This window comes from Cellulomonas massiliensis JC225, assembly GCF_000312005.1.
GTDB lineage: Bacteria > Actinomycetota > Actinomycetes > Actinomycetales > Cellulomonadaceae > Cellulomonas > Cellulomonas massiliensis.
In genome coordinates this window covers 696,718-717,772 of record NZ_HE978588.1, presented here as the reverse complement: position 1 = coordinate 717,772, position 21,055 = coordinate 696,718, and the positions used below count along the sequence as shown (strand labels likewise).

General features: G+C 73.8%; 19 protein-coding genes and 1 tRNA gene. 11 read left to right on the top strand and 9 right to left on the bottom strand.

Going from position 1 to position 21,055, the window contains the following annotated elements; all coding sequences use genetic code 11:
* The coding region (locus HGCM_RS16655) for a M15 family metallopeptidase (protein WP_019135482.1) at positions 1-591 on the top strand (591 nt) is incomplete at its 5' end.
* Between the two features lie 9 nt (positions 592-600).
* Here HGCM_RS16655 and HGCM_RS18695 read toward each other — a convergent pair.
* Positions 601-2,340 (bottom strand): glycosyltransferase family 2 protein, encoded by a 1,740-nt coding sequence (locus tag HGCM_RS18695; protein ID WP_019135481.1) that lies wholly within the window; start codon positions 2,338-2,340, stop codon positions 601-603.
* Between the two features lie 215 nt (positions 2,341-2,555).
* Positions 2,556-2,629: transfer RNA gene (locus HGCM_RS03400), tRNA-Gly, on the bottom strand.
* A 111-nt stretch (positions 2,630-2,740) separates the two neighbouring features.
* On the opposite strand from HGCM_RS03400, the gene HGCM_RS03395 reads away from it, so the two are divergent.
* The gene (locus HGCM_RS03395) at positions 2,741-3,340 is read left to right on the top strand and encodes a GNAT family N-acetyltransferase (RefSeq protein WP_019135480.1); all 600 of its coding nucleotides are present in this window, start codon (positions 2,741-2,743) and stop codon (positions 3,338-3,340) included.
* Positions 3,341-3,349: 9 nt separating this feature from the next.
* Here HGCM_RS03395 and HGCM_RS16645 read toward each other — a convergent pair whose 3' ends face one another.
* The 4 genes from HGCM_RS16645 to HGCM_RS03375 all read right to left on the bottom strand — a co-directional run bounded on the left by HGCM_RS16645 (position 3,350) and on the right by HGCM_RS03375 (position 8,399).
* Positions 3,350-3,874 (bottom strand): hypothetical protein, encoded by a 525-nt coding sequence (locus tag HGCM_RS16645; protein ID WP_019135479.1) that lies wholly within the window; start codon positions 3,872-3,874, stop codon positions 3,350-3,352.
* 111 nt (positions 3,875-3,985) lie between these two features.
* A complete protein-coding gene (locus HGCM_RS03385; protein WP_019135478.1) occupies positions 3,986-4,816 on the bottom strand; it encodes an SCO4651 family lipoprotein in 831 nt (276 codons plus the stop codon).
* A gap of 119 nt (positions 4,817-4,935) precedes the next feature.
* Complete coding sequence (locus tag HGCM_RS03380) at positions 4,936-5,934, bottom strand: aldose 1-epimerase (RefSeq protein ID WP_019135477.1); 999 nt, start codon at positions 5,932-5,934, stop codon at positions 4,936-4,938.
* The gene (locus tag HGCM_RS03375) at positions 5,931-8,399 is read right to left on the bottom strand and encodes a glycoside hydrolase family 94 protein (protein ID WP_019135476.1); all 2,469 of its coding nucleotides are present in this window, start codon (positions 8,397-8,399) and stop codon (positions 5,931-5,933) included. The genes HGCM_RS03380 and HGCM_RS03375 overlap by 4 nt, the downstream gene beginning before the upstream one ends.
* Positions 8,400-8,723: 324 nt before the next feature.
* Between HGCM_RS03375 and dcd the strand changes: the two genes are divergently transcribed.
* Both dcd and HGCM_RS03365 read left to right on the top strand, forming a co-directional pair.
* Positions 8,724-9,299 (top strand): dCTP deaminase, encoded by a 576-nt coding sequence (gene dcd / locus HGCM_RS03370; protein ID WP_019135475.1) that lies wholly within the window; start codon positions 8,724-8,726, stop codon positions 9,297-9,299.
* Between the two features lie 3 nt (positions 9,300-9,302).
* Positions 9,303-10,439, top strand: coding sequence for a hypothetical protein (locus tag HGCM_RS03365; RefSeq protein WP_019135474.1), 1,137 nt, complete (start codon positions 9,303-9,305; stop codon positions 10,437-10,439).
* A gap of 20 nt (positions 10,440-10,459) precedes the next feature.
* Here HGCM_RS03365 and HGCM_RS03360 read toward each other — a convergent pair whose 3' ends face one another.
* Positions 10,460-11,407: an NAD-dependent epimerase/dehydratase family protein gene (locus tag HGCM_RS03360; protein ID WP_019135473.1), complete on the bottom strand. Its 948-nt coding sequence runs from the start codon at positions 11,405-11,407 to the stop codon at positions 10,460-10,462.
* A 72-nt stretch (positions 11,408-11,479) separates the two neighbouring features.
* Between HGCM_RS03360 and HGCM_RS03355 the strand changes: the two genes are divergently transcribed.
* Together HGCM_RS03355 and HGCM_RS16640 are read left to right on the top strand one after the other, a co-directional pair.
* Positions 11,480-11,917 (top strand): MarR family winged helix-turn-helix transcriptional regulator, encoded by a 438-nt coding sequence (locus HGCM_RS03355; RefSeq protein ID WP_019135472.1) that lies wholly within the window; start codon positions 11,480-11,482, stop codon positions 11,915-11,917.
* A 460-nt stretch (positions 11,918-12,377) separates the two neighbouring features.
* Positions 12,378-12,776 (top strand): DUF6188 family protein, encoded by a 399-nt coding sequence (locus HGCM_RS16640; protein WP_246119481.1) that lies wholly within the window; start codon positions 12,378-12,380, stop codon positions 12,774-12,776.
* Between the two features lie 356 nt (positions 12,777-13,132).
* Here HGCM_RS16640 and HGCM_RS03345 read toward each other — a convergent pair whose 3' ends face one another.
* Positions 13,133-14,992, bottom strand: coding sequence for an ABC transporter ATP-binding protein (locus tag HGCM_RS03345; protein WP_019135470.1), 1,860 nt, complete (start codon positions 14,990-14,992; stop codon positions 13,133-13,135).
* Positions 14,993-15,329: 337 nt separating this feature from the next.
* Between HGCM_RS03345 and HGCM_RS03340 the strand changes: the two genes are divergently transcribed.
* A complete protein-coding gene (locus HGCM_RS03340) occupies positions 15,330-15,806 on the top strand; it encodes a CoA-binding protein (protein WP_019135469.1) in 477 nt (158 codons plus the stop codon).
* A gap of 50 nt (positions 15,807-15,856) precedes the next feature.
* Complete coding sequence (locus tag HGCM_RS03335; RefSeq protein ID WP_019135468.1) at positions 15,857-16,375, top strand: GNAT family N-acetyltransferase; 519 nt, start codon at positions 15,857-15,859, stop codon at positions 16,373-16,375.
* Between the two features lie 63 nt (positions 16,376-16,438).
* Here HGCM_RS03335 and HGCM_RS03330 read toward each other — a convergent pair whose 3' ends face one another.
* Positions 16,439-17,293: a formate/nitrite transporter family protein gene (locus HGCM_RS03330; protein ID WP_019135467.1), complete on the bottom strand. Its 855-nt coding sequence runs from the start codon at positions 17,291-17,293 to the stop codon at positions 16,439-16,441.
* A gap of 371 nt (positions 17,294-17,664) precedes the next feature.
* On the opposite strand from HGCM_RS03330, the gene nirB reads away from it, so the two are divergent.
* The 3 genes from nirB to HGCM_RS03310 all read left to right on the top strand — a co-directional run.
* On the top strand, positions 17,665-20,211 hold the full coding sequence (nirB, locus tag HGCM_RS03320) for a nitrite reductase large subunit NirB (protein ID WP_051016122.1): 2,547 nt from the start codon (positions 17,665-17,667) through the stop codon (positions 20,209-20,211).
* Positions 20,208-20,612 carry a nitrite reductase small subunit NirD gene (gene nirD, locus HGCM_RS03315; RefSeq protein WP_019135465.1) on the top strand — a complete coding sequence of 135 codons (405 nt, stop codon included), beginning with the start codon at positions 20,208-20,210 and terminating at the stop codon, positions 20,610-20,612. The genes nirB and nirD overlap by 4 nt, the downstream gene beginning before the upstream one ends.
* On the top strand, positions 20,609-21,055 hold a 447-nt coding region (locus tag HGCM_RS03310), incomplete at its 3' end, for a precorrin-2 dehydrogenase/sirohydrochlorin ferrochelatase family protein (protein WP_026075236.1). The genes nirD and HGCM_RS03310, both read left to right, overlap by 4 nt.

Genomic DNA, 21,055 nt, shown 5'->3' with positions numbered 1-21,055 from the left:
CTCGCGCTCGCCGCCGCGCTCGTCTGGCTGCTGTGGCCGGGACTCGGGCCGGCCCGCACCGCGGCGGCCGTGCCGACGGACGCCGTCCTCGTCACCGGGCCCGCCGCGGGCGGCCCGCCCGGGTCGGACGCGCTGCCCACGGCGCCGGCGACCACGGCCGCGCAGCCCGACGACGAGCCCGCCGACACGGCCGCGGACACGGCGGCCGACGTCGACGGCCTCGTGCCCGACCTCGCCGCGCGCGTCCGGAAGGCCGTCGCCCTGGCCCACGCCGACGGCGTCGAGCTGCACGTGACGTCGGGCCGGCGGAGCGCGGCGGAGCAGCAGCGGCTCGTCGACGAGGCGGTCGAGACGCACGGCTCCGAGGAGGAGGCGCACCGCTGGGTGCTCCCGCCCGAGCGGTCCGCGCACGTCCAGGGCCGCGCGGTCGACCTGGGACCCGCCGCGGGCGCCCGGTGGGTGGCGGAGCGCTCCGTCGAACTGGGGCTGTGCCGGGTCTACGCGAACGAGACGTGGCACTTCGAGCTGCTGCCCGACGGCGCCTCCCGCTGCCCCGGGCTGCTCCCGGACTCGTCGTCCGGCTGGCGCTGACGCGGGGCGTCAGCGCCGGGCGGCCAGGCGGGCCTCGCGTGCCGAGCGGCGGGCTGCCGGGCTCAGCGGCGGGAGAAGCTGGACCAGGCTCAGCGCGGCGAAGACGAGGGTGTTGAACCCGACCCACAGCGAGAGGGTGTGGTACCAGGTCGTGTGCAGGATCGACGCCGGCAGCAGCACGCCCTGCGAGAGCAGCACGGGGACCACGACGGCGAGCGGGACGACGGCGTGCACGGCGGCGCGGGGCACGTAGTTCCAGTCGGCGCGCGCGTGCACGAGGATCCGCCAGAGCGAGGCGACGTAGCAGGCCTGCAGCACCGCCGAGTAGAGCAGCTCCGGCACGACCGGCAGTGCCAGCAGCCGGGCGCGCCGACCGGCGGCCCAGACGGTGGCCAGCCGCTCGACGAAGAAGATGAGCCCGACCGTGACCCAGAACGGCGACCACATCAGCTGGTCGGCGGCCAGCATCGTGATCGCGAACAGCGCGAGGAACGAGTAGAGCGCGACGACGCCGTAGGAGAGACCGAGCTGCTGGAGCCAGTACCGGAGCGTCGCTCGGGTGAGGCCGTAGGCGCCGATGTTCTCCAGCGCCCCGCGGTACCAGCGCTGCCGCTGGCGCCACAGGTCTCGCCACGTCGGCATGATCTCGGTGGTCACGATGCACTGCGGCGGCGACGTCATGCGCGCGCCCAGCGAGCGCAGGGCCAGCGTGAGCTCGTTGTCCTCCGTCAGCGCGACGGTGTCGTACACCTGGCCCGGCGGCCCCGGGATGAGCGGACCGCGGGCCCGCGCGACGGCGTCGAGCGCGTAGGTGCGGATCACCGAGGCGGTGCCGGTCAGCACGAAGACGCGGTTGAGCCGGCGGGCGACGAGCCGCTGGTAGCGGCTGTACTCGTTGCGCTGGCACTGCCCGACGAGCCGGCCCCCGGGCTCGCCGTAGAACAGGCCGCCGACCGCCATGAGGTCCGGGTCCTCCTCCAGCAGGCCCATCGCGACCTCGAGGAACTCGGGGTCGATCGTCGAGTCCGCGTCCATCACCAGCACCACGTCGCCCGGCGTGGCGGTGGGCAGGAGCCGGGCGAGCTCCTGGTTGAGCGCGCCCGCCTTCTTCTCCGTGTTGCCCACGGTCTCGACGACGCGGACGCCCGCGGCGAGCGCCGCCTCGACGGTGTGGTCAGCGCAGTTGTCCGCGATCACGAGGACGTCGTCGGGCGGGCGGGTCTGCGCGCGCAGGGAGGCGAGCGTCCCGTCGATCACCGCCTCCTCGTCGTGCGCCGGGATGAGCACGTGGCACCGCAGGCGGGCACCGGCGGGCGGCCGCTCCTGCTCCGACGGGACCGCGCTGGGCGGCCACGCCGGCGGCTCCTCGACCTCCAGGCGCCGCAGCGCCGCGGGCGCGAGCGCGATGCGCCGCAGCCGCTGTGCCGGCGCGGGCAGCGGGGGCGGGAGCTGCCGGTGCGGGGAGAGGACCCGCATGGCGGCCGCCGTCTGCAGGGCGGCGAGCGCCACGAACGTCGCCGCGGTGAGCGCACCGGCGGCGAGGAACGCCGCGACGCCGACGCCGTGGAACGGGAGCACCCCAGGCCTCGAGGCCTCCCGCTCCGAGGTGGCGGGGCCGTTGACGAGCAGCCAGACCTCGACGGCCAGCAGGGCGAGCGCGCCGCCCACGAGCATGGCGGTGGCGCGGCCCAGCTCGGCCGCGCGGCGTCGCAGCGGTTCTCCGTGCTGCTCGTCGGACCGTGGGGACATCAGACCCCCCTCACCCCACCCGGTGCGAGTCTCCCGCCGGTCCGTGTCGGCGCGCAACGCCCTGGCGGCGCGCGCAACCTCGTGCAGGGACGGCTCCGGGCCGTGTCGGCCGTGCGGGCACGCCGTCGCGATCGCGAACGAGGACCCCGTCCCGCTGCTGTGCACGCACGGGGGCCGTCGCGCCGCGCGTCATCGCGCGGCGCCTGCGGGAACGATGGAGCGGGTGACGGGAATCGAACCCGCGCTGTCAGCTTGGGAAGCTGAAGTTCTACCATTGAACTACACCCGCGCGACGCCCTCACGGGCGCTGCGGCGACGATGTTACCTGGTCGCGACGGTCGTTCTCGACTCGTCCCGCGGGTCCCCGCGCACAGCCCGGCGGATCTGTCAGGCTCGACCGGTGCCCGCCCACCTGCGCCCGTTCCACCCGTCCGACCTGCCGGCGCTGTACCGCATCTGCCTGCTCACGGGCGACGCGGGCTCGGACGCCACGTCGCTGTATCGCGACCCGGACCTGCTCGGGCACCTGTACGCGGGCCCCTACCCGCTGGCGGACCCGTCGCTGACGTTCGTGGTGGTCGACGCGTACGGCGTGGGCGGCTACGTGGTGGCGACGGCGGACACCCTGGCGTTCCAGCGCTGGTGCGAGCAGCACTGGTGGCCGACCATCCGCGGCGAGCACCCGCCCGTCGGCGACCCGCGCGACGGGACGCGGGACCACCAGCTGCTGCACGAGGTGCACGCCGCCCCCGCGCCCGTCGAGGCGTACGACTCCTACCCGGCGCACCTGCACATCGACCTGCTGCCCCACCTGCAGGGCCAGGGCTGGGGGCGCACGCTCATCACGACGCTCGCCGAGGCGCTGCGGCGCCGCGGGGTGCCGGGGGTGCAGCTCGGCGTCTCGGAGGCGAACCAGAACGCGATCGCGTTCTACGGGCGACTGGGGTTCAGCGAGGTGGCACGCCACCCGTGGGGCAGGACGCTCGGGCTGCGGCTCTGAGCGCCGGCGTCAGGCGGTGAGCCCCAGCGCGGCCAGCACGGGAGCGGGCAGCGCCACGGGGTTCGCCTCGTCGGGGACGGCGCGGCCGTCGTCGACGGCGTAGTCGCCCTGGGTGTCGCTGACGAGGACGAGCCGCCCGTCGATCTCGTCCAGCAGCAGCACGTACTCGCGCCCGACGACGAGGTCGGCGGCCTCCGGGCTCGCGCCGGGCGTCACGTACGCGACCTGCAGCGGGGCGCGGGTGACCTCCCCCTTCGCCACGTGGGTGGCCGCGAACGTGCCCACCGTCTCCGGGTAGCCGTGCACGTCGGTGGCTTGCGCCGAGGTGAGGGTGCCGCGCACGACGACGTCCGTGTGCGCGTCGAGCTCGGCCCACGAGCCGTAGAACGGGTAGTCGGCGGACGAGCCCGCGACGGTCGGGCGCAGCAGCGGCTGCGCGACGACGACGCCGGCGACGACGAGCGCCCCGCCGGCGGCGAGCGCGAGCAGCGGTCGCAGCGACGGGCGGGGGCGGCGGAGCTCGAGGACGGTCACGTCCGGTCTGTGTCCCGACGGGCGCCGGTCTTGCGCCCTCCGACGACGGACGCGGCGGCCGACCGGGTGGTCGACCGCCGCGTCCGGGTGCGCAGCGTCAGGCGCGGGAGGTCACAGGCCGCCGAGCGAGTCGGTGATCTGGTCCTTCGCGGGGGCCTCGATCGTGACGTCCTCGCCCCAGTCGGAGAAGGTCATCTCGGTGGTGGAGCCCTCGAGGTCCATCGTCATCTTGCGCGGCAGGCCGTCGGGGCCGACGAAGTAGACGTAGGAGATGGTGTCGGGCAGCGTCGCGCCGGCCTCCTCGGCCTGCTGGAACTGCTCGCCCGCGGCGCCGGTGACCTTCGTGGTGTCGACGACGACCTCGTAGGGCTGCGCGTCGACGCCGTCGATGGTCTCCGGGTCGCCGGCCTTCTCGACCGAGACGATCGCGTCCTTGATGGACTCCATGCTCTCGGCGGCGCTCATCTGGTCGAGCGACGAGCCGAACGACGAGGCGATCGGGTCGTCCGCGTCGGTGGGGTCGATGACGTAGAACTTGTCGCCGGTCAGCTCTCCCATGTTCATGTAGAGCTTGCCGCCGACCATCCGCAGCTCCATGCCGCCGTCCATGCCGGGCACGGACATGGTCATCGTCATCTCGGCGCCGCTGTCGGACAGGCGCGCGTCGCCCTCGGCGTTGATCGTCTGGCCCTCGGCGCCGATCGTCATCGTCGTGTGGTACGTGCCGGCGTCGATCTGCTTGTCGACCATGTCGGCGAAGTTCGCCGGCGTCAGCTCGAACGTGCCGCCCTCGGCGGGCTTCTCGGCCTCCGGGGTCGTGCCCGTGGTGGCACCGGCGGACGAGCCGCCCGTGGGCGCGTCGTCCGACGAGCAGGCGGCGGCGCCGAACAGGAGGGTCGCGGCGACGGGCAGCGCGAGCAGGCGACGGGTGGTGGAACGCAACGGGGTGCCCCCTTCGGCCGCTGGGTCAGAAGGGGTGCGCCCGAGCGGCCAGCGGCTGGCACCGGAACGGGCCCGGACACTCTTTCACGGCGGTGCCACGGGTCACGTCCAGGTTCAGGTCACGATTGGGTGAACGGTGCGATTCCACCCGGTGCGACGGTGATGGAAAACCGTCCGGCGAGCTCCTCCCCGGGCGCGAGGACGACCGTGCCGGTGTCGGCGGCGCCCTCGGCGAACAGGGCGTAGGCGTCGGTGACCTGGGTCTGCGGCTCGACGGCCAGGTACGAGCGGCCCCGCGGCGAGTAGACGACGAGGTGGGTGTACGTCGCGTCGAGGCGCAGCTCGGCCGTCAGCTCGGGGTAGCGCAGCCGCACGGGGGCGCCGGGCTCGAGGTCCGTGAGCACGTCGTCGAGCACGACGCCGCCCACCTCGCGCGGCGTCCGGAAGTCCGCGACGGCACGCGGCTCGCGTGCCGGCCCGCGGACGAGCCCGTCGTGCATCCGCCACCCCCGGCGCGCCGGGATCTCCAGCACCGGGCCCGGGGCCCGCGTGGGAGGCGTCGCGCCGACGGGCACGAGCGCCCGGCGGAAGTACGGGTGGTGCCCGAACCCGGCGGGGAACGCCTCGTCGGCCACGTTGCGCAGGCTCGTGCTCACGGCCAGCTCGGCGCCGTCGAGCCGGTACTCGACCCGCGCGACGAAGTGCCACGGGAAGTTCACGCCGACGAGCGCGCGCGTGTCGAGCTCGAGCGCGACGGCGCCCGCCGTGCGCTCGACCACCGGCCACGCGACGTTGCGCGTGGCCCCGTGGATCGCCGAGAGGTCGGCGCCGTTGCGCTGCAGCTGCCACGACCGGCCGCCGAAGCGCAGCAGGCCGCCGGAGATCCGGTTCGCCCACGGCACCATCGGCCAGCTCGACGTCTTCTCCGGGTTGCCCGCTCCGCGCGGGTGCGTGGGGCGCAGCAGGTCCCGCCACACGCCGTCGTCGGTGCGCACCCGCCCGGCGGCGAGCGCGGCGCCCGTGCCCGGCAGCACGTCGACCTGCCAGACGTCCGACGCGATGGTGAGCAGGTCGCCCGCCCCGTCGAGCAGGCCCACCGCGGGCGCGTCCGTCGTCACACGGTCACCTCGACCCGGACGGTCGAGCCGGCCGGGGCGTACGGCACGAGGTTGCCCTCGACGGGCGTCCCGTCGACGACGAGCCGCCCGCGCGCACCCGGCGTGCCGGAGTTCGTCACGGAGATCTCGTACGTCGCGCCGCGCGCCACGCGGGTCACCGTGAACGACGGCACCTCGGGGCCGATCTGCGGGTCGACGACGAGCCCGTCCCAGTCGGGCCGCACGCCGAGCAGGTACTGCGACGCCGCGACGAAGGTCCACGCCGCCGTGCCGGTCAGCCAGGAGTTCTTCGCCTCGCCGTGCCGCACCGCCTGCTTGCCGGCGATCATCTGCGCGTACACGTACGGCTCGAGCCGGTGCACGTCGGAGATCTCCTCGCGGTACGCCGGCGTGATCCGCTTGTAGTAGTCGAACGCCCGCCCGCCGCGGCCGAGCACCGTCTCGCCGATGATCACCCACGGGTTGTTGTGGCTGAAGATGCCGCCGTTCTCCTTGTACCCCGGCGGGTACGTGGAGACCTCGCCCATGTTGACCTGGTAGGTCGTGTACGCGGGGTACTGCAGCACCATGCCGTGGTCGGTCGCCAGGAGCTCGTTGACCGAGTCGAGCGCCTGGACGGCCGGAGCCGCCGCGTCGTCCGGGCCCGAGCCGACGCCGATGCCCGCCATGACGGCGAAGCCCTGCGGCTCGATCCAGATCTTGCCCTCGGCGTCCGCGTCCGTGCCGATGGGGGTGCCGAAGTAGTCGTACGCGCGCAGGAACCAGCGCCCGTCCCAGCCGTGCTCCAGCACCGCGGAGCGCATCTCCTCGACGTGCTTGCGGGCGGCGGCCGCGACGTCGCCGAGGCCCCGGCGCTCGGCCAGCTCGGCGTACTGCTCGCCGTAGAGGACGAACTGCGCGGCGATGAACACCGACTCCGCGACGCCGCCGGCCTTGTTCTCCGTCGTCTGGAACGACTCGCCCGGCGTCGTCGAGAAGCAGTTGAGGTTGAGGCAGTCGTTCCAGTCGGCCCGGCCGATGAGCGGCAGCCCGTGCGGCCCGCGGTGGTCGACCGTGAAGTCGAACGAGCGGGTCAGGTGCTCGAACAGCGGCACCTCGGTGCCCGGCTCGTTGTCGAAGGGCACCGGCTCGTCGAGGATCGACAGGTCACCCGTCTCCTTGACGTACGCGGCCACGCCGGCGATGAGCCACAGCGGGTCGTCGTTGAAGCCGGAGCCGATGTCGTCGTTCCCGCGCTTCGTCAGCGGCTGGTACTGGTGGTACGCCGAGCCGTCGGGGAACTGCGTCGACGCGATGTCGATGATCCGCTCGCGCGCGCGGTCCGGGATGAGGTGGACGAAGCCGAGCAGGTCCTGGTTGGAGTCGCGGAAGCCCATGCCGCGGCCGATGCCGGTCTCGAAGTACGAGGCCGAGCGGGACATGTTGAACGTGACCATGCACTGGTACTGGTTCCACACGTTGACCATGCGGTCGAGCTTCTCGTCGCCGCTGCGGACGGTGTACGTCGAGAGCAGCTCGGTCCAGTAGGCCTGCAGCGCCGCGAGCGCGGCGTCGACCTGCTCCGCCGTGGCGAACCGGCCCAGCAGCGCGTGCGCCCGCTCCTTGTTCACGACCTGGTGCGCATCGTCCGCCCACTTCTCGTCCTCGGGGTTCTCGACGTACCCGAGCACCCAGACCAGCGTGCGGCTCTCGCCCGGCGCGAGGGACACCTTCACGCCGTGCGAGCCGATCGGGTACCAGCCCGACGCGACCGAGCCGGTGCTCTCGCCGGTGCGCGGCACCTCCGCCTCGCCGAGCGAGTTGAACGCGCCGACGAAGGTGTCGCGGTCGGTGTCGAACCCGTCGGCGCGGGTGTTCACGCCGAACACGGCGTAGTGGTCGCGGCGCTCGCGGTACTCGGTGCGGTGGTAGATCGCCGAGCCGTGCGGCCCGTCGAGCTCGACCTCGACCTCGCCGATCGACAGGTTGCGCTGGTAGTTCGTCTGGTCGTCCTGCGCGTTCCACAGGCAGAACTCGACGAACGAGAACAGGCTCAGGTCCTTCGCCTCGTCGGACGTGTTCGTCACGACGACCTTCTGCACCTCGGCGTCCTCGCCGAGCGGGACGAGGAACGTCGTCTCGACCCGCACGCCGCCGCGCTCGCCGGTGAACCGGCTGTAGCCCAGGCCGTGCCGCGCCTCGAAGTGGTCGAGCTCGGCCTTGACCGGGAGCCACGACGGGGTCCAGACGTCGCCGCCGTCGTGGACGTACAGGTACCGGCCGCCCGCGTCCGTGGGGACGTTGTTGTAGCGGTACCGCGTCAGGCGGCGGAGCTTGGCGTCGCGGTAGAACGAGTACCCGCCGGCCTGGTGCGAGAGCAGCGAGAAGAACCGCTCGCTGCCGAGGTAGTTGATCCAGGGGTACGGCGTTCGCGGCGTCGTGATGACGTACTCGCGGGCGTCGTCGTCGAAGTACCCGTAACGCATGTGCCGTGCCCTTCACGGTGGACCGCCCGCACCCGTCTCCTGGCCGCAGCGGTGCGGGAGGGCGCGGGGGCCGGCCGGTCGGTCGGTCGTCGCCGGCGTCGTCGCGGGTGCTCCTGGTCGGGCTCACCCGACCGGGCCGAGTGCTGCTCACCCGGTCATGGGAGCGCTCCCGCAACGTCGCCGGGCACGAGGATAGCGCCCCCGGGCGGGCCCGGTCACGCGCGGTCCCGAGGGGGTCCCGCGAGCGGCCGAACAGGCGTCGTCGTGCGGTTCCCGGACGACGAACGTGCCGTGGCACCGGGCCGGGCCGACTACCGTTGTCCCGTGCTGCTCTCCGACCGCGACATCCGGGCCGAGCTCGAGTCGGGCCGCGTGGCCCTGGAGCCCTACGACCCCGCGATGCTCCAGCCCTCCAGCATCGACGTGCGCCTCGACCGCTTCTTCCGGCTGTTCGACAACCACAAGTACCCGGTGATCGACCCGGCCGCCGAGCAGCCCGACCTCACGCGGCTCGTCGAGGTCGAGGGGGACGAGCCGTTCGTCCTGCACCCCGGCGAGTTCGTCCTCGGCTCCACGTTCGAGCAGGTGACGCTGCCCGACGACGTCGCCGCGCGGCTCGAGGGCAAGTCGTCGCTCGGCCGGCTCGGCCTGCTGACCCACTCGACCGCCGGCTTCATCGACCCCGGCTTCTCCGGGCACGTGACGCTGGAGCTGTCGAACGTCGCGACGCTGCCGATCCTGCTGTGGCCCGGCATGAAGATCGGCCAGATGTGCTTCTTCCGGCTCTCGTCGGCGACCGAGCACCCGTACGGGTCCGGCCCGTACGGCTCGCGCTACCAGGGGCAGCGCGGCCCGACGGCGTCGCGGTCGTGGCAGAGCTTCCACCGGACCCAGGTCTGACGCGTGGCGCTGCCGCCGCTGCCGCTGGGTGACGCGTCGCTGCGCGAGCGGCACCTGCTCGCCCTGCCGGCGGAGGTGGAGGCGGACGAGGTGGAGGTCCTCGCCGCGAGCCGGTTCGCCGCCGCCCGGTGGGACGAGGACCCGGCCGCCACGGAGCGCCCGGCCCGGCGGCCCATCACGGCGGCGTTCGGCATCCGCGCCGTCGGCGCGCAGCCGGCGCCCGCCCGCGTGCTGCGGCTCGGCCGCCTCTCCCACCTCGTCGGCCCGTACGCCGTGACGCCGCAGGACGCGGTCGCCCTCGGCCTGCCGACCGGCACCGCGACGGCGTTCTCCGTCGTGGCGCCGACCGAGCGCGGCGAGCCGCCGTACCCCGGCGGCGACCGCGACGGCCTCAAGCGCGCCTTCCCGCGCGGGCTGCCCGTGCGCGAGGAGGAGCGCGTCGTGCTCTGGCTCGTCGCCGCCGCCCGCCGGTTCGGGGGAGCCGTGCGGATCGGCGGCACGGGCGCCGTGCTGACGCCCGAGGTCGACGCGGCCATCGACCTGACGGTGCTCACCGACCGGTGGGTCGAGCCGGAGCAGGCGCTGCTCGTCGTCCGGACCGTCGCGCCCCGCGCCCGCCCGTCCGAGGCGACCGCCGTCTGGGAGGGCCCGATGCCCGGCTCCGGCCGGCACGCCGCCGCCGGCCTGCCCGCCGGCATCAGCGAGCCCGGCGGCACGGGCCTGTCGGCGACGCTGCGGGAGCGCGGCGTCCAGGACGAGCGCGAGCGCCGGCACCTCATGGACGAGGCGAGTGCGTTCGACGAGCTCATGCTGGCCGCGCCGCCGCTGCCCGAGGGCTTCGGCGTGCTCGTCGACCTGGGCGTCGACGGCGTCGTGGCCGTCGAGGTGTCCGCCGCCGAGACCCTGCCGCCCCTCATCGCCCCGCTGCCCTGGGCGCAGAAGGGCGTCGTCGCCTACCGGATCCACTGGGAGCCGCCGGACGTCGAGGAGCTGGAGCGCGAGCGCCCCTCGCACCCCCACCGCGTCGCCCGCAGCCGGGCCCTGCCGATGGTCCAGGCGATCGCCCGCGCGCTGCTGGCCCACGTCGGCGGGGAGGTCGTCGACGAGGCGGACTTCCTCGTCGACCCTGCGGACCTCTGAGGCCCTCGGGCGCAGGCGGTCTACCGGTCGTGCCCCGCTCGCAGCCAAGCGATGTAGTCCGTGGCCGACTCGGCGGTGTCGTACCGGGGCGCGAAGCCGGTGTCCTCGCGCAGGCGCGTGATGTCGAGCCAGCTGACGGGGCGGTCGTCGGCGCGTGAGGGCAGGTCGAACCGGAACCCCGGCTCGACGGAGGTGATGGCGGCGATGACGTCCGCGTTGCTCGTCGCGTGGCCGGACGCGACGTTGTACGTCGAGTGGTGCAGCCGGTCGGCGCCCTGGAGGAGGGCGAGCGCGCGGCCTGTGTCCTTGACGTAGAGCAGGTCGAGCGCGTCCTCGGCGTGCGGCGGCGCGAGCAGACCGGAGAGGTCGGGCTCGGTGCGCCGGGCCGCGGCGAGCGCCAGCGACGGGGCGGCGAAGAACGGGTCGGGCATGTGGCCGCCAGGGCCCCAGGTGCCGGAGATGCGCGCGTTGACGATCTCCACGTCGGTCACGCCCGAGAGGTGGCCGGCGAGGAGCTCGGTGACCTTCTTGAACGTCGGGATCGGGTGAGCGCGGCCCAGGGAGAGCGGCATGTCCTCGGTGAGCGCGCCGGCGGTGCCGAAGCCGTAGACGCCGATGGTGCTCGCGGTCACGATGCGCCGGACGCCCCAGGCGCGGGCGGCGCGGACGATGTTGAGGAACGACTCGAGCGCTCGCCCGGTCGCGTCGATCGGGTCGCCGTCGGTCACCGGCCACGGCAGCGCCACGGCCAGGTGCACGATGCCGGTGATCGGGTACTGCCGGCCGACGGCGAGCAGGGCGTCGAGGTCGGCGACGTCGGCCTGGACGGCGTGGACGGGCAGCTCCGCCAGGTGCGGTGGCACCTCGGGGGTCCGGCGCTGGAGCAGGACGCACTCATCCCCGGCCTCGGCGAGCGCGCGGACGGTGTGGGAGCCGATGAAGCCGAGGCCTCCGGTGACGAGGATCATGGCGAAGCGCCTTCCGTTGGATGTCTGATCGTCAGTAACGCTGACGATCAGACTAGGCCTACGATCGGTCGTATGTCCACCGAGCAGAGCCCCCCTGCCGACCCCCGCGAGGTTCTGGGGTACCTGCTCAAGCACGCGACGGCGAAGCTCGCGGCCGCGACCGACGCAGCGCTCGAGCCGCTCGGCATCGACGGCAAGGACTACGGCGCGCTGCGGGTCCTCGCCCACCGGGAGCCGACGTCGCAGCTGGAGGTCGCGCAGACGCTCGGCATCGACCGGACCACGATGGTCGCGCTGCTGGACGTGCTGGAGCGCAAGGGCATCGTCACCCGACGCCCCGATCCCGCGGACCGGCGCCGGAACGTCGTCGAGCTCACCGAGAAGGGCGTGCGGACGTACGAGGCGGCGGAGGTCGCGCACGACGCGGCGGAGCGCGCGTTCCTGGCCGGCGTCAACCCGACCGCGGCGGCGCAGCTCCGCCGGACGCTGCGAACCTTGCTGGAGGGCTGACGCCTCCGGTCGGGTGAAGGCCGGCGGACTCGTCGCCGGCTCGTCCGTCGTGGGTCGCGTGGACCGCGGCGTTCCTCGGGCCGTGTGGATGGGAACGGCAACCGGACTCGCCCGGTCGGGTGAAGCCCTGTTGATCACCTATGAGCATGCTGTGACGTCGCTAGATTGCCCGCGTTGGTCAACGCGCGTGTGACGTCAGCAGTGGTCCGCTGTTCGACATTCCCGAGGGATGAATCGCGGGAGCTGCGAATAACGATAAGGGAACTGTGTATCAGCGGCTCGGCGCCGAGAGGAATGCGGACATGGTGCGGATCATGGATCCAACTCCGAAGTATCCAGACGGCTACGTCCGCGTATTCAACTCGCGGGGTCTACCGGTGGGTATATTCGGCAAGCCCGGACCGCCCGCCGATACCCACATTCCGGCGACGTACAGCGGTCCCTGGCCCGCGTGGCCGAAATGAGTCGCCCGCTGCGCCGCTTAGGCGACGTCGGGTGGGAGATCTCCATCGCTGATGGTGCGACGCGAGTCGCGATCGACTACGGCGTGACGATTGCGACGACCGATGGCTACACGTTCCGGATTGAACAACCGTTCGTGCCCACCGACGCTGAGGGTAGCGAGTTCCTGCTGGTCCCGGAAGGCGATCCCCTGCGATTGTGCCCGGTGCTCGCACTGGCTCGAACGACCGTGGCTTCGGCGCGAGCCTTCGACGACGGTCGACTCGAACTCGACCTTGCAGACGGGTCGACGATCCGGGTCCCTTGCGGCGAGGACTACGAGCCGTGGGAAGCGGCTGGCCCGAGCGGGCTGAAGATCGTCGCGGTCCCCGGTGGGGAGTTGTCCGTATGGCAGTGAGGTGGCGAGCGTAGAAAGTCGAGGCGCTCGAGGCGCCTACCCGAAGCGCATGGACGTAGCGGGAGTCTGTGGGGTTCAATGGCAGATGCCTGACGCCTTCTCGGAGTTCGCCGAGGCATTTCGTGCACCATGCGTGTGTGCTGGTTCGTGGATAGCGCCGGTCGTCCGGTTCGCTCCGGCCGCGAGCTCGTTGTTCCGCGCACGGCGGTATGGCGATGGGTGTGCCGATTGCAGGCTGCAACGTGTAACGAGCCCACCTCGGCATCAGTGGCCTACAAGCAGTCTCTCGCGTCGGCATCCATTGCGACTCAGCCGAAGCAAGCGACTCGTCGATACGGGGGCGCAACTTCGAAGCGTCACGCTGCCGCGGGCGTCTCCGTGAACTGGGTGCGGTAGAGGTCCGCGTACAGCCCGCCTCGGGCGAGCAGGTCGGCGTGGGTGCCGGTCTCGACGACGCGCCCGTGGTCGACGACGACGATCGCGTCGGCCTTGCGGACGGTCGAGAGGCGGTGGGCGATGACGATCGACGTGCGCCCGACGAGAGCCTCGTCGAGGGCGGCCTGGACGGCGGCCTCGGACTCGCTGTCGAGGTGGGCGGTCGCCTCGTCGAGCACGACGACGTCGGGGGCTTTGAGCAGCAGCCGGGCGATGGCCAGGCGCTGACGCTCGCCGCCGGAGAGGCGGTAGCCGCGGTCGCCGACGACGGTGTCGAGGCCCTCGGGCAGCCCGGCGACGAGGTCCCACACGTGGGCGCCGCGCAGGGCGGCCTCGAGCTCGGCGTCGGTCGCGTCGGGGCGGGCGTAGCGCAGGTTCGCCGCGATGCTGTCGTGGAACAGGTGCGCCTCCTGGCTGACGACGCCGACGGTGGCGCGCAGCGACTCCAGCGTCACGTCGCGCAGGTCGGCGCCGGCGATGCGGACCGTGCCGCGCGTCGGGTCGTACATGCGGGTGACGAGCTGGGAGATGGTCGTCTTCCCGGCGCCGGACGGGCCGACGAGGGCGACCATGCGGCCGGCGGGGACGGTGAACGTCACGTCGTGCAGGGTGTCGTCGGTCGGGTCGTGCCGCAGGACGGCCACGGACTCCAGGGAGGCGAGGGAGACCTCGTCGGCGCTGGGGTAGCGGAACCCGACGCCGTCGAGCTCGACGGACGCACCACGCGCGGCGACGTCGGTGCGCAGGTCGCTCGCGTCGGGGGCGTCGGCGACGTTCGGCCGCAGGTCGAGCACCTCGAGCACGCGCTCGAAGCTGACGAGCGCGGTGAGGACGTCCACCTGCACGCTCGACATCGCGGTGAGGGGGCCGTAGAGGCGGCCGAGGTAGGCGGCGAGGGCCACGACGACACCGACGGTGAGCTGGTCGCGCACCGCGAGCACGCCGCCGACGCCGTAGACGATCGCCACGGCGACGGACGCGAGCGTCGTCAGCCCCACGCGGAACCACGTCGAGTACAGGGCGCGGGTGACGCCGATGTCGCGCAGCCGCCCGGCCTGCTCGGCGTAGGCGGCGGACTCGCGCGCCGGGTCGCCGAACACCTTCGCCAGGTGCGCGCCGGCGACGTTGAACCGCTCGTTCATCGTCTGCGCGGCCTCGGCGTTCAGCTCGTAGGAGCGGTGCGTGATCGCGGCGATGCGGCGCCCGAACCAGCGGGCGGGCAGGACGAACGCGGGCAGCAGGACGAGCGAGAGCAGCGTGAGCTGCCACGACATCGAGAGCATGGCGGCGAGCACGAAGACGATGGTCAGCGCGTTGCTGACGACGTTCTGCAGCGTCGACGTGAAGGCCTGCTGGGCGCCGAGCACGTCGCCGTTGAGCCGCTGCACGAGCGCGCCGGTCTTCGCGCGGCTGAAGAACGCCAGCGGCATCCGCTGCACGTGGTCGAACACGGCGGTGCGCAGGTCGTAGATGAGGCCCTCGCCGATGCGGGAGCTGATCCACCGGTCCGCGAACGTCAGGCCGGCGGACGCGAGCGCGAGCACGGCGACGAGGGCGGCGATGCCCACGACGAGCCGGGTGTCGCCGGCGGCGATGCCGTCGTCGATGAGGCGCTGGAACAGCCACGGCGTGGCCGCGCCGGCGGCGGCCTCGAGGGCGATGAGGACGAGGAAGACGGCGAGCCGGCCGCGGTAGGGGCGGGCGAAGCCGAGGACGCGGCGGACGGTCGCGCGGGAGACGCGCTGGTCCTTCATCTCGTCCTGGCGCATGAAGCCGCCCATGGGGGAGCGGCCGGGGAACGGTCGGGTCATCGACACGGGGGCCTCCGAACGGCGGTGTCGCGGCTCGCCGGGGGCTCGGCGCGGCACCCGTGAGGCGCCGCAGCGGTGGAGACGGGAGGCGACGGGGCGTCGCGCTCGGGACGAGGGGCGCTGCGACGTGCCGCCGTCGTCCGAAGCGGTCAACGGGCGTGCGGCCTGCGGTATTCCCGGCAGACGGCGGTCGCGCACGTCCGGGCCGGGCCCTTGGTCCCTCGTCGTCCCGGCGGCGCCGTCACTAGCGTCGAAGGGACCGGCGCCCGCGGGGCGCCCCGATCGGCTCGCGACGACGGGAGCGGCGATGACCGGCATCAAGGAAGCGGCGGACGAGTTCCTCGCGGCAGGGCGCATCGCCGTCACCGGGGTCTCGCGCACGCCCGGCAGCCACGGCGCGAACGTCGTCTACACGCGGCTGCGCGAGCTCGGCTACGACGTCGTCCCCGTGAACCCGCACGCGGACGAGGTCGAGGGCGACCGCGCCTACCCGACGCTCAGCGACGTGCCCGGCGGGGTCGCGGCCGTCGTCGTCGGCACGCGGCCCGACCGCGCGCTCGCGACCGTCGAGGAGGCGATCGGCCTCGGCGTCTCGAAGCTCTGGATGCACCGCTCCGTCGACAAGGGGAGCCTCGACCCGGAGGCGGTGCGCCTCGGCCGCGCGCACGGGCTCACCGTCATCGACGGCGGCTGCCCGCTCATGTTCGGCGCGGCGTCCGACCGGCCGCACCGCGTGATGTGCCGGCTCATGACGCTCACCGGGCGCGTGCCGCGCACCGTCTGAGCCGCGAATCGCGGGTGCGCCCGGCGCGCCCGAGCGGGGACGATGTCCCGATGAGCGACCTCGTCCTGCGACCCCCGACCCTCGACGACGAGCGCGAGGCGTACGCCGCCTCCGCCGAGCTGGCGGCCGACGGCTTCCAGTTCCTCCTCGCCGACGGCGACTGGGCCGCCCAGCTCGAGCAGTTCCGGCGCGAGGCCGTCGGTGACGTGCCGGCCGACCGGGTGCCGTGCGACTTCCTCGTCGCCGTCGTCGACGGCACGGTCGTGGGCCGCGCGTCGGTGCGCCACGAGCTCAACGACTGGCTGCTGCGCTGGGGCGGGCACATCGGCTACGGCGTGCGGCCACAGTTCCGCCGGCGCGGGTACGCGACCGAGATCCTGCGGCAGTCGCTCGCGCGGCTGCACGAGCTGGGGGTCGAGAAGGCGCTGGTCACGTGCGACGACGACAACGTCGGCTCGTCCCGGACGATCGAGCGCTGCGGCGGGGTGCTGGAGGACGTCGTCCCCGGGCCGGACGACAGCCCGGCGCTCAAGCGCCGGTACTGGGTGCCGACAGCGCCCGCCGCCTGACGCGGACCACGACGCGAGCCCGCCACGACGCCGACCCCACGGCGTCGCGGCGGGCCGTCGGGCTCAGCCCTGCGCGGCGACGGGCACACGACCCTCCAGCGGGACGGTGCGGCCGGCGCGGCCCGGTGCCGTGCGGCCGTGCGTCGCGTACAGCGCGAGCCCGACGAACGTGATGCCGCCGACGAGGTTCCCCACGACCGTCGGCAGCTCGTTCCACAGCAGGTAGTCCGTCAGCGTGAACTGGCCGCCGAGCATGAGGCCGGACGGGAACAGGAACATGTTCACGACCGAGTGCTCGAAGCCCATGTAGAAGAACAGCATGATCGGCATCCACATCCCGACGACCTTGCCGATCACGGTCGACGACATGAGCGCTGCGACGACGCCCGTCGAGACCATCCAGTTGCACAGCACCCCGCGGACGAAGAGCGTGAGCATCCCCGCGGCGCCGTGCTCGGCGTACCCGAGCGTGCGGCCCTCGCCGATGACGCCGATCGCGTGGCCGACCGCGTCGGGCTCGGTCGAGAAGCCGTACGTGAAGTAGATGGCCATGAGCACCGCGACGAGCACGGCGCCCGCGAGGTTGCCCGTGAACACGAGCCCCCAGTTGCGCAGCACGCCGGGGAACGTGACCCCCGGGCGCTTGTCGAGCCAGGCCAGCGGCGCGAGCGTGAAGACGCCGGTCAGCAGGTCGTAGCCGAGCAGGTACAGCATGCAGAACCCGACCGGGAACAGGATCGCCCCAGCCAGCGGGTTCTCGGTGCGGACGGAGACGGTGACGGCGAACGCCGCGGACAGCGCGAGGATCGCGCCGCCCATGAACGCCCGCACGAGGGTGTCGCGGGTGGACAGCAGCACCTTGGACTGGCCGGCGTCGATCATGCGCGTGACGACGTCGGACGGCTTCACGTAGGTCATGGCACTCAGCTCCTGGAGTCGGGCGGGTGTCGCGGGGCGTGACGGGAAGGACGAGGACGCACGAGGCCGTGCGGCGCCGGGCCGAGGCGTGGCCGGCGCACCGAGCCTGGACGCGGCACGTTTCGGGCCCGTGCACCGCGTCGTTACCGTCTGGGAGCGAAGTCCTCTCGCCCTCCGAGGGGTCGCTGTGAGGTCCGCGCCGACCTCACAGCGGGTGGCGGGCGGCTGTGCGGGAGCCGTTGCGGAGCCGAAACGTCGCGCGGGTCGGGCGGAAACACGCGGTTCCTAGCGTGCGGTGGACGCCCTCGCCCCCCACGGACGGAGCAGCCGTGCACCCCTCACCCCAGCACCTCGTCGTCGTCGGCGGCGGCATGGTCGCCCACCGGCTCGTCGAGGCCCTGCGCGACCGGGACGCCGCCGGCGCCTGGCGCGTGACGGTCCTCGCGGAGGAGCCGCGCCGCCCTTACGACCGCGTCGCGCTCACGAGCTGGTTCTCCGGACGGTCCGCCGACGAGCTCCAGCTCGGCGACCCCGCGCTGTGGGACGACCCGCTCGTCACGCTGCGGCGCGACGACCGCGTCGTCGCCATCGACCGGGACGCGCGGACCGTGACGACCGCCCGCGGGCGCGTCGAGCGGTACGACCACCTCGTCCTCGCCACCGGCTCGTCCGCCTGGGTGCCTCCGATCGAGGGCGCGGACACCCCCGGGGTCTTCGTCTACCGGACGCTCGACGACGTCGCGGCGCTGCGGGGGTACGTCGAGGAGCTGCAGGCGCAGGGCCGGACCGTCCGCGGCGCGGTGCTCGGCGGCGGGCTGCTCGGCCTGGAGGCGGCGGGCGCGCTGCAGGCGCTCGGCGCGCGCACCACCGTGCTGCAGGTCGGCACCCACCTGATGTCGGCGCAGGTCGACCTCGGCGGCGGCGAGGCGCTGCGGCGGCTCGTCAACGACCTCGGCGTCGCCGTGCGGCTGCATGCGTCGACGACCCGCATCCGGCCGCACCGGCGCGGCGGCGTCGGCCGGCTCGACCTGGCCGACGGCGGGCGGGTCGACGCGGACGTCGTCGTCGTCGCGGCAGGGGTGCGGCCGCGGGACGAGCTCGCGCGGGCCGCGGGCCTGCCCGTCGGCGAGCGCGGCGGTGTCGTCGTCGACGGCACCTGCCTGACCGCCGACCTCGCGGTCTCGGCGGTCGGCGAGGTCGCCTGCATCGACGGCGCGTGCCTCGGCCTCGTCGCCCCGGGCTACGCCATGGCGGAGGTCACGGTCGACCGGCTGCTCGGCGGGGCCGCGGTGTTCCCCGGCGCCGACACCGCGACCAAGCTCAAGCTCGCCGGCGTCGACGTCGCGAGCTTCGGCGACGCGTTCGCGACGACCCCCGGCGCGCTCGAGGTCGTCTGGGCGGACCCGGTGGGCGGCGTCTACAAGAAGCTCGTCGTCTCCGACGACGCGCGCACCCTGCTCGGCGGCGTGCTCGTCGGCGACGTGTCGGCGTACGCGAGCCTGCGCCCGATGCTCGGCCGGCCGCTGCCCGGCGACCCCGGTGCCTACCTGCTGCCCGCGGGCGGCGCCCCGGACGTCGAGCTGCCCGACGACGCGAGCGTCTGCTCGTGCAACAACGTCACCGCCGGGACGATCCGCGCGGCGGTCACCGAGCACGGCTGCACCGACGTCGGCGCGGTCAAGGCGTGCACGCGGGCCGGCACCTCGTGCGGGTCCTGCCTGCCGCTCGTCAAGACGCTCGTCGGCACCGAGCTGACGCGGCTCGGGGTCACCGTGTCGTCCGCCCTGTGCGAGCACGTGGCCCTCTCGCGCGCGCAGCTCTACGACGCCGTGCGGGTCTCCGGCGTCACGTCGTTCACCGAGGTCATGGCCCGGTTCGGCACCGACGCGGCGGGGCGCGGCTGCGACATCTGCAAGCCCGTCGTCGCCTCGATCCTCGCGACGACCGCGCCCGCGCACGTGCTCGAGGGCGAGCGCGCGGCGCTGCAGGACACCAACGACCACGTGATGGCGAACCTGCAGAAGGACGGCTCGTACTCCGTCGTGCCGCGCATCCCCGGCGGGGAGGTCACGCCCGAGGGGCTCGTCGCGATCGGGCAGGTGGCGCAGGACTTCGGGCTGTACACGAAGATCACCGGCGGCCAGCGCATCGACCTGTTCGGCGCACGCATCGACCAGCTGCCGGCGATCTGGCGGCGGCTCGTCGACGCGGGGTTCGAATCCGGGCACGCCTACGGCAAGTCGCTGCGGACCGTGAAGTCGTGCGTGGGGTCGACCTGGTGCCGGTTCGGCGTGCAGGACTCCGTGGCGCTCGCCGTGATGCTCGAGCTGCGGTACCGCGGGCTGCGCAGCCCGCACAAGCTCAAGCTCGGCGTCTCCGGCTGCGCGCGCGAGTGCGCCGAGGCCCGCGGCAAGGACGTCGGCGTCATCGCGACCGACAAGGGCTGGAACCTCTACGTCGGCGGCAACGGCGGCTTCACGCCGCGGCACGCACGCCTGCTCGCCGAGGACCTCGACACCGAGACGCTCGTCCGGACGATCGACCGGTTCCTGCTCTACTACGTGCGCACCGCCGACCGCCTGCAGCGCACCGCGCCGTGGGTCGACGAGGTCGAGGGCGGGATCGACGGGGTCCGGGCGGTCGTCCTGGAGGACGCGCTCGGCATCGCCGCGGACCTCGACGCGCAGATGGCGCAGCACGTCGAGCAGTACGAGGACGAGTGGCGCGCGACCCTCGACGACCCGGAGAAGCTGCGGCGGTTCGCGTCGTTCGTCAACGCCCCCGACGTGCCGGACCCGTCGCTGGCCTACGTGCCCGAACGCGGGCAGGCGCGGCCGGCGACGCCCGAGGAGCGGGCCGCCGCCGAGCGGGGGGAGCCGGTGCTCGTCGCCGGCTCGACGCTGGAGGTGCGGTCGTGAGCGTGCTGGACGAGACGGTGGGCGCGGCCGCGCCGCCGGCCGGCTGGGTGCCGGTGTGCCGCCTCGACGACCTCGCGCCCGAGCGCGGCGCCGCGGCGCTCGTCGCGGGGGAGCAGGTCGCGGTCTTCCGGCTGCTCGACGGCACGGTGCTGGCGGTGCAGCACCGCGACCCGTTCAGCGGGGCGCACGTGCTGGCGCGCGGCATCGTCGGCACCCGGCGGCTCGACGACGGGTCGCTCACCCCGACCGTCGCCTCGCCCATGTACAAGCAGGCCTTCGACCTGCGCACCGGCCGCTGCCTCGACCCTGCCGGCAAGGAGCCGGTGGCCGGGGGCCCGGACCTGCGGGCGTGGCCCGTGCGGGTCGTGAACGGTCTCGTCCTCGTGGGGGTGGGCGCATGAGCACGCTGCTGGCCCTGGACCTCCTCGGGCACCGCGTCCTCGTGGTGGGCGGCGGCCCCGTGGCCGCGCGGAGGGCCGCGGCCCTCGTCGCGGACGGGGCGGAGGTCGTCGTCGTCGCGCCGGACGCGTGCGAGCCGATGCGCGAGCTCGTCGAGCGGGGCGACGCGCGCTGGGAGCGCCGGGACGTGCGGGAGGACGACCTCGACGGGGTCTGGCTCGTGCACACCGCGACGGGCGACCGGGCGGCGGACGCCGCGGTCGGCCGGTGGGCCGCCGAGCGGCGGGTGTTCTGCGTCGACGCCGCCGACGCCGGGCGAGGCACCGCCCGCACGCCCGCGACGACGACCGTGGGCGACGTGACCGTCGGCGTCGTCTCCACCGGCGCGCCGGACCCCGCGCGCAGCGCCGCCGTCAGGGACGCGCTCGCGGCGACGCTGCGCGAG